Origin of the sequence: Enterococcus timonensis (assembly GCF_900104595.1) — a bacterium.
Classification (GTDB): Bacteria; Bacillota; Bacilli; order Lactobacillales; family Enterococcaceae; genus Enterococcus_J; species Enterococcus_J timonensis.
On the sequence record NZ_FNVY01000004.1, the window covers coordinates 754,630 to 768,512 of the forward strand.

A 13,883-nucleotide genomic window follows, 5' to 3' on the forward strand; every position below is an offset into this window, starting at 1 on the left:
ACTTGGTTTCAGTATAGCAAACTTAAGGCATAAATTAAAACGTAATTTTTTCTAAACTACTAGTGAAAACAGCCATGAAAAGATGATTTACGTTGACATTTCTTGGAATGAACCGTAAAATTACTGTGACCATGAAAAAATACAGCCAAAAATTATGAATAGAAATCATTGAATAAAAGAAAGGGTGTTGATGCCTTGAAACACTTAACACAATGGGTCAATAAACGAATGGGGTTTTTCGCCTTACTCGTCGGTCTAATTTGGGCCAAATCAATTTTAGCTTATCTTGTTGATTTTAATTTAGGAATTGAAAATACTTTCCAATATTTTATTTTGTTCCTTAATCCATTTGCTACGACAATTTTATTATTATCCATCGCTTTGTACGTCCGCAAACCACTCCATTCTTATCTGACAATGCTGGTGATTTATATCGGACTTTCCGTTTTAATCTATGCAAATGCTAGTTATTACCGTGAGTTTACCGATTTTATTACTATAAATACGATGCTTGGTGCCGGCGCCGTTTCTTCTGGCTTAGGCGAATCGGCTCTGCGTTTATTACGACCTCATGATATTTTATACTTTTTAGATGTCGTGCTTATTCCTGTCTTGTTGATTTTAAAAAAAATCAAAATCGATCCAAAGCCGCTCCGCGCTCGCGTGGCCCTCGCTTTTTCGGTTTTAGGCGCTTTGTTATTTTCGGCCAACTTATCTTTAGCTGAAGCCGATCGCCCACAATTATTAGGACGAACATTTTCTAGAGATTATATGGTTAAATATCTCGGCTTGAATTTTTTCACCGCCTACGATGGCTACCAAACGTATCAAACCAATCAAGTCCGAGCAGAAGCAAGTCCGAATGATTTATTAGATGTTGAAAATTACGTCGACGATCATTACGCGGCTCCTGACGAAAATTTATTTGGCCTAGCTGAAGGAAAGAATGTTATTTACATTCATCTAGAAAGTTTCCAACAATTTTTAATTGATTATCAACTGACCGATGAAAATGGTGTCGCCCACACAGTAACGCCATTTATAAATTCTTTATATCACGACAATCAAACTTTTGCTTTTGATAATTTCTTCCATCAAGTAAAAGCTGGTAAAACTTCTGATGCTGAAACCTTAATGGAAAATTCCCTCTTTGGTTTAGCGCAAGGTTCGTTATTTACTCAACTCGGTGGGAAAAATACTTTCGAAGCAGCTCCAAATATTTTAAAACAAGAAGCTGGTTATACTTCGGCTGTTTTTCATGGTAATGCCGGAACATTTTGGAACCGGAATGAAACGTATAAAAATTTAGGCTTTGATTACTTCTTTGATGCTTCCTATTATGATGTCACTTCGGAAAATTCTTTCCAATATGGCTTGCATGATAAACCATTTTTTGATCAATCTGTTCAATATTTAGAACACTTGCAACAACCTTTTTACTCAAAATTTATTGCCGTTTCTAATCACTATCCTTACTCCACTTTTGAAAATGATGACGCCGGATTTCCAATCGCTGATACGGGCGATGAAACAATTAACGGATATTTTGCAACTGCTAATTATCTCGACACGGCCGTTGAAGAATTTTTCAATTATTTAAAGGCTTCCGGTTTATACGAGAATTCCGTAATTGTTTTATATGGTGATCACTATGGTATTTCTGATTCCCGTAATGCCTCACTTGCTGAATTATTAGGTCAAAGTGCGGAGACTTGGGATAATTATGACAATGCTAACTTGCAACGAGTGCCTTACATGATTCATATTCCTGGCCAAACTGGTGGTGGCATTAGTCACACTTATGGCGGTCAAGTAGATGCACTGCCAACGTTACTTCATTTGCTAGGCGTTGAAACGGATGATTATATTCAACTTGGTCAAGATATGCTTTCACCAGAACATGATCAAATTGTTGCCTTCCGTGATCGTAATGGCTTTATGACGGAAAAATATGTTTACTACCATAACACACTTTATTACACGGCTGATGGTTCATTAGTTCCTGAAGAAGAAGCCAACAGTGAACAAGTGCAAAAGATCCACGATGCAGTTGATCAACAATTAGCGGTCTCCGATAAAATCAATAACGGTGATCTCTTCCGTTTCTATACCGATTCAGGTTTAGAGCCAATTGAAGCGAGCGATTTTAATTATCAAAATCAATTGGAACAAATGGAAACCATCGAAAGTGATTTAGGGAGTGAATCGACTAGTCTCTATAGTCAAAATGGCGGACAGTCGACTATGGATTTGTATCAAACAAAAAGTTATCAAGAATATTTAGCACCAACGACACCAGAACAATAAGAAATATAGCATTGAATGAACGCCTTCCAGCAATGGAAGGCTTTTATTTATCCTTAAATTTTCATAAAAAGTTCACGACTTCTTTTTATAATAGACTTGAGGTGATTTTATAGTGCACATTTCTTCGACTTTAAAAAAACACTGGGCATTTTTTAGCGGCCTCAGTTTATTATTAGCTAGCCTGGCTTTTCTATTTAGTAGTCTAGTCGTCCTCCCTAAATTTTTATTGTCTCTAAGCCATTCTTATCAGCGGGAAATGAGTCAGTTTACTAGTACGACTGGCAAAATGGCTCCAGAGACATTTTTAAATTTCTTACAAGACTTGGAAAAATCGACGCAACACTTTTGGTGGTATCAACTGATTGTGATCGCCCTCTTAATTATTGGCTTAACTTTTTTTATTACCTATTACTATCACTGGCAGCGCCCTACGAAATCTTTTTGGGTAAAAAGTTGGCCAATCAATCGCTTTTTGTTATTTGTCGGACTTTTTTTATTTTGCTTATTAGTTTTAAGTCAAGAACAAATAAATACTTTTTTCAAAGACCAAATTGCCACAAATGTAGCTGAAAAAATTAATCAAACGTTACCGGCTAGTTTCACCCATGCCAATACAAATTCTGCTATGCTCCTGCCTTTTTCTTCTAAAAATTTCTTAACTCTCAATGAGTATTTACAATCAACACGACTCTCTTTGTTGCAACCTTTCGCCTTGATTTATTGTGGGGGTGTTGCCTATAGCAATCTTCTTTTATTTTTCCTACAACAAAAAAAAACCAGTGGAGCAATTTAAATTTGCTCTACTGGTTTTTTTGATTCTTGTAAATCATGGTCGGGTAAATCAATCGTAAAGGTCGTGCCTTCCCCTAGTTTTGAGTTGACGGAGATTTTTCCGTTATGCAATGTTACGAGTTGTTGAACAATCGGCAAGCCTAAACCTGATTCGCCAAATTTAGTATTTTTCCGAGACGGATCTACTTTAAAATAACGATCCCAAATATTTTTTTGCTGCTCTTCACTCATGCCAATTCCAGTGTCGCTAATAGATACTCGCGCCCCACCAGAAATATTTTCCAGCCGAATCGTAATCAGACCATCTGTTGTAAATTGAATCGCATTTTGAATAATGTTAACTAGCATTTGAATAAAGCGATCATAATCGGCATACACCGTTACGTCTTCTTGTGGTTCAAAAATAATTTGATTTCCGGCAGCTTTAGCTTTGGCTTGCATTTGCGTCACGATTGAATCCACGGCATTATTTCCGTCAAAAGCTTTAATGACCATAGAAATCTGATTGGTGCGAATTTTTTCATAGTCGAGATTTTCATTGACGAGTCGAATTAGTCGCTTCGTTTCATTTTCCATAAGATGAAGTGCTTTTTCTTTTCGCTCTTCCGGAATTGCGTTATGAGATAATCCTTCCAGCAAGCCATTAATAGTTGTCAGTGGCGTCCGCATTTCGTGACTAGCGTCGGCCATAAATTGAATCCGCCGCTCCTCTTGCTCTTCTACTTCATTGCGATAATCTGCAAGCGATTGGGCCATATGATTAAAATCATTTGCCAATTCTTCAAACTCATCGCGACGTTTCGGATTCACTTGGACATTCACTTCAAAATTTCCCGCCGCAATTTCATTGGTCGCTTTTTTCAAACGATTGATCCGCCGCACTTGCGCGGTAGCCAGCCAATAAGAAATTAGTAAAGCTACGATACTAGAAATAATAAAGGCCTTGAATAAATTTTCCGTCAAAGGCGCCAATGTATTTTCAATATTTTGCGCCGGCTGACTAACGATTAAAGCCCCCGCAAAGGCATCGTTTCCTTGTGTGTAAAATGGCTTCATAATGTAAGACGTTTCATTCCCCCGCCCAAATAAATCCGTTTTAGTGGTGGCGGCGATTTGCCCTTTAAAGTCAGCATCGGAAATTTTCGCCCAATCTTCAGCGTTAATTTGTAAAGTACTCGTTTCTTGCATCGGATAAATTACTTGTTGATCCGCATTTACAAAATAAAATTGCACATTTTGATAAGCTAAGACCGATTCGGTTAAAGAAAGGGAATCCAAAAGCGCTTCTTGCGGTGAGGAGTATCCATTTTGAGGAGCATATAAATTGATATAATTTTCTTGCATCCCCACAGCATAGCCAAAAAGCTGCGAATAATTATTTTCTTCTAGCGAGCGCCTAGTAAATTGAACAAAAGAAATCCCCACGATCAAAAGAACGACGACAATTAGTGACCAGAACGCCAAGAGCTGTTGATACAAATATTTCATGCACCGGCCTCGGAGTCGTCAAATTTATAACCAACACCCCACACTGTTTGAATGACTTGGGGTCCTACTTTCTCGATTTTTTGGCGTAATTTTTTAATGTGGGCGTCCACTGTTCGTTCATCGCCAAAATATTGATAATCCCACACGAGTTCTAGTAATTGTTCACGTGAGAAAACTTGTTTTGGTTTTTTAGCTAAGGTCAACAATAGGTCAAATTCTTTAGGCGTTAAGCCATCAATTAATTGATTATTTAAAAAAGCTTCGCGGGTTTTTAAGGAGATTTTAAAATGAGCCGTCTCCACATCAAATTCGCCAGGCTCACTTTGTTCAACGACTTGTTCCACTTGTTCAGCCCGGCGATGCAAAGCCTTCATTCTAGCAATTAAAGTTAACGGTGAAAATGGTTTCGTCACATAATCATCCGCGCCAATTTCTAAACCTAGCACTTGATCAGATTCAGAATCACGAGCGGTCAACATAATTAGCGGCACCGTTTTTGAAACTTCGCGAATTTTTCGGGCAACACTCATCCCGTCAAGCCCTGGTAAATTTAAATCCAAAGTAATCATATCCCATTTTTCTGGATCTTCTAAAAATGCAGCCAGCCCAGTCGTCCCATCGTATTTAAAAGTAGCCTCCCAACCTTCATTTAAAAAAAACATTTCCATCATTTCAGAAACTGATTCATTATCTTCAACCATTAAAATATTCATAAAAAACTCCTCCTTGTTTGTTCTAGTATACTCTATTTTCAAACATTCGGGCTAGTCAAAGCCCGCAAAGTTTGCTAGTATCAAGTAGATGACTTGATTTGATAATACGTGAAAACTTTTTTGAAAAGATGAATAAAAGGAGAATTTTTTGTGAAGCCAAAAGCAATTACTTTTTTTGATTTAGATGGAACTCTTTTAAATAAACAGTCGCAGGTCGATCCTGATGTGGCACAAGCCATGCAGACGTTGCGAAAAAATAATATTTTGCCGGTAATCGCCACCGGACGCACCAATCCAGAAATTATCGATATCGCCAAAGCCGCCGGGATCGACTCGTTTATTACGATGAACGGTCAATATGTAGAAATCGCGGGCAAAGAAGTTTATTCCGATATTCTTGATGTGGGTGTCGTGGAGCGGATGCTTCATTTTGCTCAAAGTCGCGGCGACGAGTTGGGATTTTATAATCACAAAAAAATCCGCGTCACTACCCACACAGCTCTGATGAAAAAAGCTTATGATTTTATCCATTCAGATTTGCCAGAAATTGATCCGGAATTTTTCCAAAAAGAAGAACTGAATATGTTATTGGTTCTAGGAACGGATGGCGATGACGAATATATCAAAAATTTCCCAGAGTTGAAATTTTTCCGCAACGGTCCTTTTTCTATCGATACGATTGATAAAGATGGCTCCAAAGGTCATGGCGTGCGGAAATTATTAGAGAATATGAATTATTTGGATGTGCCAACTTATGGTTTCGGCGATGGCCCTAACGATATGGAGCTTCTAGGTGCCTGCAAGTATAAAATCGCCATGGGCAATGCCCGCGATACGCTAAAAGAGCAAGCCGACTTTGTAACGAAAAAAAATACAGACGGCGGCATTGTCTATGCGCTACGTCATTTTGATTTGATTTAAATTAACAAAATTGATATAAAAAATAGCCAACAAACGAGCGTAAATAATTTTCTGGAGGAAAAAAGATGAAGAAATTTCTAGTTTTAGGATTGTTAGTTTTTTCCTTAACTGCATGCAGTAACGCCGGCGAAACTGCAGAATCAAAAAATTATGATGAAGAAAACACTGAAGCGAAAGAAACGGACGATACAGAAAATTCACGAGCGACTGCAATTGTTGAAAACGTGCTGGAAGAACATTACATGATTGATGATTTTGAAGTTAATTTTACGAATGATTCTTTTAAAGTCATTCAGATGCCCGATGACAAAAATGCAGAAACTGGCGAAGAATACAAAAATCTTTACAGCGCAATTGGCGACTATACTTACCAAGAAAAAACTTATCAGTTTGTCGCACTATACAGTTTAAAAGACGAGTCCGATTATTCAGTCCTCTATTTTTACACTCCACTTGATGAAGAAAAAAGTATTTCTGTGCCACTAGAAAGCGAAAAATAAAAAAAGATGAAACGAAACCAATAAAAAGGTTTCTGTTTCATCTTTTTTTTGAGTATTTTTCTGTAGTAGACGATGACATTGAGGCCTTTTTTTTCGGGTTAAACCAAAACTACCGAAAACAAAAAATGCTATAAAACCTATCAAAACAGGTCTTACAGCACTTAGAGCAATCTGGGAAAAACTTATTATGGAGATGGCGAGAGTCGAACTCGCGTCCAAATACGTTGCTACCACCACTTCTACGTCTATAGTTATTGATTTAAATTTCGCTAAAGGATTCGCTCAACAACCGGCATTCCCTTTAACTAGTCAAAAGGTTTCACTAATTTTGTTTGACGTGAAAATTAGCTAAGTCTGCTAAATTTGAGACCCTATCCTGCCCGCAGACAAAGAAAGACCGGATCTACGCAACTGTTTTTAGGCAGCTAAAGCGTAAGTGTTATTATTGTTTTTAGCAGTTATATTTAACTGGTAACGTTTTTTAAGAAGACGTAACCTTCTAGACGCCATGACAGCTCAACCATACCTGTCGAATCCGTAACATCCCCAGATTGGTATACATTAATTATAGCAGAATTATAGGCTTTTTTCAAGTTCCAAGTCTACTTAACGCAACGGTATTAATCTTGACGATAACGCATCGTAATTCCTTTTAGAAAATTGCGGGCATAACGGTCGCCACAAACCATATAATTTCTTTGGCCTTCTTTACGCAAAATGGCACTGATTTCACTGGGTGAAGCGTAAACTCCCGCCAAATGTAAAACGTCTAAAATATCATCACTAGTCATGGACAAAGCAATGCGCACTTTTTTAAGCAACACATTATTCACACTATCCTGATTCGTGATTTGAAAAGGTTTAGGCGGAGTCGTGCCAGGTTTTATTTCTTGTTTCCCACGTTTAAAAATGATCAGTCCATTTAAAAATGTTTCTAACGTTTTTGCATCACAAAACGCATCTCGCATCAGATCTTTGTCATCAGGTTGCTTAGTTAAAAGTTCTCCTAATTTAAGTGGATCAATTTTCATACCACCTAAATCAAAAATTTCAATCATTTCCTGATTTTTTAAATCTAAGGCATAACGTAAACGTATCAGTATATTGTTGTTGTTCATCTTTCCTCCTATTTAACTTTCTCACTTGTTTATTCAAATTAAATTTGAATATCTCATTTTCATACTATCCATGTCAATCATACATAACAAAAAAATATTTTGCAATTCAAATTTAGTTTAAGAAAATTGTATTCTAATCTATGGATAAAAAAATCTGACGCTGAAAATTCAACAAATAAATTTTAAAAAATCGCAGAGAAAAGGGATAAGTCCCTGACTCTGCGATTTTTTCATAGTTAACTCTTAAAAAGTTTTAGCTACTTCTTTGGCTTCTTTTTCGGCAGCTGCGATAATATCTTTTGCTTGGTCTGGGAAATGATCCATCCCTTCAACATTAATTTTAGCAACTCGTTTAGTTCCTAAAGATTCTAAGATAGCATGAACATACACACTGCCAGGATCTTTACCATCATATTTGCCACCTGCAGCTTGAATATGAACCATTTTTTTACCAGGTAATAAAGCAATATGACCGGTCTCAGTATAGCGGAAGGTTTCGCCCACTACAGTTATTGAATCAAACCACGATTTTAATTTACTTGGAATATTAAGATTCCACATAGGATTAGCAATAACAACTTTGTCAGCTTTTTTATATTGAGCTAAAGAAGCATTGAATTGATTTAAGTTTTTTTGAACTTGTTCAGAGAAGTCAGTAAATGCTGCTCCATTTGCCAATGCACCCCAAGCTTCAATCATTGGTCCATCAAGATCTGGAAATTCTTCGGCAAATAAATCAATTACTTCGATTTGATCGTCTTTATGTTCTGCTCTGTAGGCATCCATGAAGACATCTAAAATGTGAATCGTCCGTGATTTGTCTGCCCCGAAAGGATGGGCTTTTACTACTAATACATTACTCATAAGTTTTCTCCCTTTTAATAAATTATTTATTTGAAAAATTTCTACTTTTTTATTTTATGGTGTGTAGTCCCTATTGGCAAATATTATGATTAACTCAAAAAAGAAAATTTTTTATGTTTCTTCGTTATTTAAATACTTCTTGCACCCGTCCCACTTGCCCATCTGTCAGCATTACCTTTATCCCATGAGGATGGGTGCTACTGTTAGTGAGTAGTTTTGCAACTTGTCCTTCAGTACGTTTCCCGGTACGTTGGTCGGCTTTTAGTACAATGCTAACCTTGTCTCCGATGGCAATATTACTTCTCTTTTTACCGTCCATTAGTCACATCCTTTCAATTTTGTAGAAAAAATTATCAATTATGATGGTCCCCAACCATAAAAATTTGGATTATTTAATAATTTTGGTAAGGTTTCATCACGAACTAACTTAGTGTAAACAGCACTCATATTCCAAAGTTCCAAAGCATTTTCTTTATGATAAGAAAGCTCGGAAAATTCAATGGCCTCTGTGCTTCGGTCATAGTAATTTCCAGAAATATTCCCATAAGCATTTTCTGTCATAAGTTTAGCTAAAGCTGTTGAAGAATCTGATAGTGAACCGTTACGATCCATTAGCTTCACAAAAAATGACACTGGAATATTTGGCATAAAATTGGTATCTGTCATATAGCCTGGATTAAAAGCATTCACAGTAATGGTTGACTCAATATATTCCAACCTGTGGGCCAATTCGTAAGTAAAATAAAGATTACACAACTTAGAATAAGAATACCGCATTCCTTTATCAGCTAATTTTTCATCTGGCTTAGCTAACGCCGGCGTCCCTGTCCAACTAAGCTGTCGGCCGGGGGGATTATGCATATCACTACTGATTACCATAATCCGCGCAGACTCTGACATACATGGCAGAAGTAATGTCGTCAGCAAATAATGTCCTAAATGATTGGTTTCAAAAATAATATCAAAACCATCAGACGTTAATCCAGTATGACTGCCACTAATTCCAGCATTACAAATCAAACCATCGATCTGTGGCAATCCTAATTCTTGATATTGTTTTACAAAATTTCTTACGGATTTTATAGAAGATGTGTCTAAATCTAGATCAATAATATTTCGATTCCCCGTGCGCTCTATCAAATCATTTTTGGCTTTTTCAGCCTTTTCTTTATTACGGCACGCCAGGATTACTTGATAGTCTTCGGTCTGTTCAGCAATCTTTTCAGCTGTTGCAAATCCCAATCCGGAATTAGCGCCAGTGATAATGATTGTTTTCATTTCAGCCATAGATAAGCCCCCCTTTCCATGCGTTTAAAACGACAGTGAAATAGTTGAAATCAGCGAAACTATTTGAGTGCTACTTGACTGCTATATTACTTCTTTGACTTCACATTTTTTCATAACGACCGTTTTCTGGACAAAGCCATAGAAGTTTCCTAAAATAGTCACCTTGCTACCGATTTTTACATTTGCGTATTCTGGTTCAGCCAGGACACATAATATATTTGCACCGTCGTTCTTTGATGTTCCAAACTCGATAGACGGCAAGCCATACATATCTGGTCCGAGATATGTGGCGATTCCTTCTACTAAAATTTTTTCAGCAGATTGAGATTTTGCATCCGGACCATCTTTATAGCGATTGTAAAGTTCAGAACTCGTGATTTTTTCAAGCATCGTATTTATCTCCTTTATTTTTTTAAAATTATCATTGGTCAACATTTTTTAATAATTAGATTTCAGCGATTAATCGGTTCATTATTCTGCGTAAACTTTTTTGATCTTCTACGTCCAAGACGCTGAGTAATTTTTCTTCACTGACGTCTGGGATATAGGCATATTTTTCAACTATTTTTTTTCCAGCAGGTGTTAGAGAAAGTGCATAAGCACGACGATCATTTTCAGAAGGCTCTCTGGTGGCCAGCCCCTTTTTTTCTAATTTATCAATTACTTGTACCATCAATGTCTTATCTTTTTGCATTTTTTTAGCCAGCTCATTTTGGTTGATTCCCGAATTGGATTCAATCAATTGCATCATACTAAAATTTTTTACCGTTAAGCCCTCGGGACGTAAGGCAACTTGTAACGATTCAATCAACTTAAAATGTAATTTCAAAAATTGATAAGCCAAAATGTGATCAGCATCCCTCATCGAATCCCTCCTTGTTTAGTTCATTTTATAAACAGTTTATATACTACACTATGTATCCTATGCTGATTTTTCATCCTTGTCAACGATAAGCAATTGCTGCAATTTTTTTTATGATTTGCTGAAAAAAAATATCCTGTGCGATTGGACTTGTTTAGAATTGGAAAACGAAAAATTTATTCCTTTTACAAAACAGAAAAATTTCCCTACTCAAATTAAAAATTTTTGTCACATAATTTTTACAAATTTCCTTTAAAGCATCCTTATCAAATTTCTCACTTTGTTCAACTAGAAATTTTAATCCTTGACAGAAATTCGGATAGCGTATACAGTTTAGTTAACCGGTAAACGTAATTGGCTCACTAAAATTTAGGAGGCTATTTTTATGTATGAAGCAGCAGGTAAAAGATACGACACAATGACCTATCGCAGAGCGGGTGACACTGGTTTACAACTTCCCGCCGTTTCTTTGGGCTTGTGGCGCGGCCACGGCGATGAGGGTGTTCTAGCGAATACGAGAAATATGATTAGAACGGCTTTTGACAAAGGAATTATTCATTTTGATTTGGCAAATAACTACGGTCCTTCTGCCGGAAGCGCGGAGTCGGCTTTTGGACAAATTATGAAATTAGACATGATGCCGTATCGCGATGAAATGATTATCGCTTCCAAGGCTGGATTTGATATGTGGGATGGCCCTTATGGTTTTATGAGTTCAAAAAAACATTTAATTGCGAGTCTGGATCAAAGTTTGAAACGGACGAATCTAGATTACTTTGATATTTTTTATACCCATCGACCAGATCCGAAAACTAGTTTTGAAGAAACAGCCGAAACTTTAGACTTGATGGTTAGACAAGGAAAAGCACTTTATATTGGAATTTCCAATTATTCAGTTGCAGAAACTAAGAAAATGATTGACCTCTTCCAGAAAAAAGGTACACCATTTGTTATTCATCAAGTTTCTTACAATATGTTAAATCGGGAACCAGAAGATGGACTGCTAGAATTGCTAGCTGAAAATAATTTGGGCACAATTGCTTATGGTCCTTTAGCTGAAGGTTTGTTAACTGACGCCAGCAGCAAAAAAATTCCTGACAGTTTTCAAGCGCACCGAACGAATGCTTCCCTATTAACTCCTGCTGAAAAACCCCACACCCAAGAAAAACTACAAAGTTTGCAAAAAATTGCCGCCGAGCGTGGTCAATCCCTTTCACAAATGGCTTTAGCTTGGTTATTGCGCAATGAAGTTGTTACTAGCGTTGTTGTGGGAGCTCTCCAAGTCAAACACTTGGAAGATAATATTCAAGCTTTAGATAATTTGGCATTTTCAAAAGAAGAACTTCAGTCAATCAATCAAATTTTAAATTAAATATTACCAAAAAATCTGGAGAACAATATGCTCTCCAGATTTTTGTACACAATGATTAGACTTGGGCGGTTAAATTATTTCAAGTGACTGTTAATGAGAAAAATGTTCGTCACCAAAAACGTTACTTAAACTTTTTTTGACAAAACAGAACCCCTTCTCAGAGATAAAAATTACCTGATCAAGGGGAATTTTTCAAAAACTCGAGAGATTTTAAAATTTCCAGAGTTTCTGGTCGAAATATTTTTCGCTAATTATTCAACATTTACATGGGCTTTTAGCGCGGACTCTTTAGATACTTGATCACGTTGGGCAATTTTTTGAATCTGGGTGTCCAAAGTAATATGAACCGTTTGATCGAAAAGTGTGGAAAGCAATTGGCTTGATTGAATGCCGCTGCCGGTTTTTGTTGCTCCTGGAACGATAATGACTTGATTGGCTAATTGGGCTAGCGGTGATTTTGCCTCACTGGTGAAAACAACAATGTCTAAACCAATTTTTTGAGCAGCTTGGGTATCGGCGACAATTCCTTTGGTAGTCCCAGAGCCCGAAACAGCTACCCAAGTGTCCCCTTTTTCAATAGCCGGCGTAATGGTTTCACCCATGACATAGACTTGGTAGCCAATGTGCATTAATCTCATGGCAAATCCCTTCGCCTGAAATCCGCTGCGACCTGCACCAATTACAAAAATTCGTTTGTCCTTTTTAAAATAAGGTAATGCTTGATCTAATTGATTTTCATCTACTAATTTCATTACTTGATTGATTTCTTCCATAATACTTTCGATCGTGCTCATTTGTGGACCTCCTGGATAAATTTATCTAAGGCAATTTCAATATGGTCAGCTTTAGTAATACTGGAGCCAACGATGACAATTTCAACAATTTTTTGAGCGGCCAAAGATTTTGTCGTTTCTAAATCAATCCCGCCAGCAACCGCTAGATGCTTAATTTGTGGAAACGCGTGGTGAAAATAAGCCACCGTTTTGACTGCATCTTGATGATCCACTCGATCAATGGAATGATGAATACAAAAAATGGCCTCCTCAAATGCCAGCAGTGACGCAATCTTTTTTTCGTCAACTTCAAGTAAGTCAATCATCATGGTCTTTCCAGATTGCTGAGTAACGTCATAACAAATTTTCAGAGTGTCTAGTGAAGCGGCCCCCATGACCGTCAAAATATCTCCACCGTAGCGAAAACCTTGTTTAAATTCATAGCCGCCTTCGTCAATTGTTTTCATATCAACTAATAATTCAGATTCAGTTAAAACTTCTCGCAACTGTTCAATGGCAATTGTTCCGTAATCTTTAATTAAAGAGGTGCCCATTTCAAAAATATCTGTTTTCCCGTTGATTTTTTTAGCAATCATCAGCGCCTCTTCTAAGGTCACTCTGTCGATTGCCGTCTGCAATTTCAAAATTTTATCCCTCCGATTTTTTCAAAAATTAAGTTAGCATCTCATCTGTTAAAAATAATTCAGAAATTTCTTTAAGAATCAGATTTCTAAGCTCATGGTAAATCGGTTCACTAAATTTGTCAAGAATCTCATCAGCGGAAATTAATCCGCTAAACTCCTCATTAAATAAACCTTTTTAAATTTTACTTTACAAAACCTAGTCCATCAGATAAATTGAACACAATAGTTAAAATGGAGGTTTC

15 protein-coding genes and 1 other RNA gene are annotated in these 13,883 nt (G+C 36.9%); 5 read left to right on the plus strand and 11 right to left on the minus strand.

Going from position 1 to position 13,883, the window contains the following annotated elements; all coding sequences use genetic code 11:
• Positions 1 to 228: 228 nt before the first annotated feature.
• Positions 229 to 2,307, plus strand: a complete 2,079-nt coding sequence (locus BQ5341_RS08300; protein ID WP_071131927.1) for an LTA synthase family protein — start codon at positions 229 to 231, stop codon at positions 2,305 to 2,307.
• A gap of 256 nt (positions 2,308 to 2,563) precedes the next feature.
• Positions 2,564 to 3,100: a hypothetical protein gene (locus tag BQ5341_RS08305; RefSeq protein WP_158661764.1), complete on the plus strand. Its 537-nt coding sequence runs from the start codon at positions 2,564 to 2,566 to the stop codon at positions 3,098 to 3,100.
• Here BQ5341_RS08305 and BQ5341_RS08310 read toward each other — a convergent pair.
• Both BQ5341_RS08310 and BQ5341_RS08315 read right to left on the minus strand, forming a co-directional pair.
• Complete coding sequence (locus BQ5341_RS08310; RefSeq protein ID WP_071131538.1) at positions 3,097 to 4,587, minus strand: ATP-binding protein; 1,491 nt, start codon at positions 4,585 to 4,587, stop codon at positions 3,097 to 3,099. The genes BQ5341_RS08305 and BQ5341_RS08310 overlap by 4 nt on opposite strands.
• Positions 4,584 to 5,300, minus strand: coding sequence for a winged helix-turn-helix domain-containing protein (locus BQ5341_RS08315; protein ID WP_071131539.1), 717 nt, complete (start codon positions 5,298 to 5,300; stop codon positions 4,584 to 4,586). Before BQ5341_RS08315 ends, BQ5341_RS08310 begins: the two co-directional genes overlap by 4 nt.
• 150 nt (positions 5,301 to 5,450) lie before the next feature.
• On the opposite strand from BQ5341_RS08315, the gene BQ5341_RS08320 reads away from it, so the two are divergent.
• A complete protein-coding gene (locus BQ5341_RS08320; protein ID WP_071131540.1) occupies positions 5,451 to 6,221 on the plus strand; it encodes a Cof-type HAD-IIB family hydrolase in 771 nt (256 codons plus the stop codon).
• Positions 6,222 to 6,286: 65 nt separating this feature from the next.
• The gene (locus BQ5341_RS08325; RefSeq protein ID WP_071131541.1) at positions 6,287 to 6,721 is read left to right on the plus strand and encodes a hypothetical protein; all 435 of its coding nucleotides are present in this window, start codon (positions 6,287 to 6,289) and stop codon (positions 6,719 to 6,721) included.
• A 185-nt stretch (positions 6,722 to 6,906) separates the two neighbouring features.
• Here BQ5341_RS08325 and ssrA read toward each other — a convergent pair.
• From ssrA to BQ5341_RS08360, 7 genes are all read right to left on the minus strand, one after another.
• Positions 6,907 to 7,269, minus strand: a transfer-messenger RNA (tmRNA) gene (gene ssrA / locus BQ5341_RS08330).
• A 72-nt stretch (positions 7,270 to 7,341) separates the two neighbouring features.
• Positions 7,342 to 7,839, minus strand: coding sequence for a YehS family protein (locus BQ5341_RS08335; protein ID WP_071131542.1), 498 nt, complete (start codon positions 7,837 to 7,839; stop codon positions 7,342 to 7,344).
• A gap of 243 nt (positions 7,840 to 8,082) precedes the next feature.
• On the minus strand, positions 8,083 to 8,703 hold the full coding sequence (locus BQ5341_RS08340; RefSeq protein WP_071131543.1) for an FMN-dependent NADH-azoreductase: 621 nt from the start codon (positions 8,701 to 8,703) through the stop codon (positions 8,083 to 8,085).
• A 124-nt stretch (positions 8,704 to 8,827) separates the two neighbouring features.
• A complete protein-coding gene (locus BQ5341_RS08345; protein WP_071131544.1) occupies positions 8,828 to 9,022 on the minus strand; it encodes a YwbE family protein in 195 nt (64 codons plus the stop codon).
• 38 nt (positions 9,023 to 9,060) lie between these two features.
• A complete protein-coding gene (locus tag BQ5341_RS08350) occupies positions 9,061 to 9,990 on the minus strand; it encodes an SDR family NAD(P)-dependent oxidoreductase (RefSeq protein WP_235836390.1) in 930 nt (309 codons plus the stop codon).
• Between the two features lie 81 nt (positions 9,991 to 10,071).
• Positions 10,072 to 10,425 (minus strand): OB-fold protein, encoded by a 354-nt coding sequence (locus BQ5341_RS08355; RefSeq protein ID WP_083378651.1) that lies wholly within the window; start codon positions 10,423 to 10,425, stop codon positions 10,072 to 10,074.
• Positions 10,426 to 10,435: 10 nt separating this feature from the next.
• Positions 10,436 to 10,855 carry a MarR family winged helix-turn-helix transcriptional regulator gene (locus tag BQ5341_RS08360; RefSeq protein WP_071131546.1) on the minus strand — a complete coding sequence of 140 codons (420 nt, stop codon included), beginning with the start codon at positions 10,853 to 10,855 and terminating at the stop codon, positions 10,436 to 10,438.
• Positions 10,856 to 11,237: 382 nt separating this feature from the next.
• Between BQ5341_RS08360 and BQ5341_RS08365 the strand changes: the two genes are divergently transcribed.
• On the plus strand, positions 11,238 to 12,224 hold the full coding sequence (locus BQ5341_RS08365) for an aldo/keto reductase (protein WP_071131547.1): 987 nt from the start codon (positions 11,238 to 11,240) through the stop codon (positions 12,222 to 12,224).
• A 251-nt stretch (positions 12,225 to 12,475) separates the two neighbouring features.
• Here BQ5341_RS08365 and hxlB read toward each other — a convergent pair whose 3' ends face one another.
• Both hxlB and BQ5341_RS08375 read right to left on the minus strand, forming a co-directional pair.
• Positions 12,476 to 13,018: a 6-phospho-3-hexuloisomerase gene (hxlB, locus tag BQ5341_RS08370; RefSeq protein WP_071131548.1), complete on the minus strand. Its 543-nt coding sequence runs from the start codon at positions 13,016 to 13,018 to the stop codon at positions 12,476 to 12,478.
• Positions 13,015 to 13,641: an orotidine 5'-phosphate decarboxylase / HUMPS family protein gene (locus BQ5341_RS08375; protein ID WP_071131549.1), complete on the minus strand. Its 627-nt coding sequence runs from the start codon at positions 13,639 to 13,641 to the stop codon at positions 13,015 to 13,017. The genes hxlB and BQ5341_RS08375 overlap by 4 nt, the downstream gene beginning before the upstream one ends.
• Between the last annotated feature and the right edge of the window lie 242 nt (positions 13,642 to 13,883).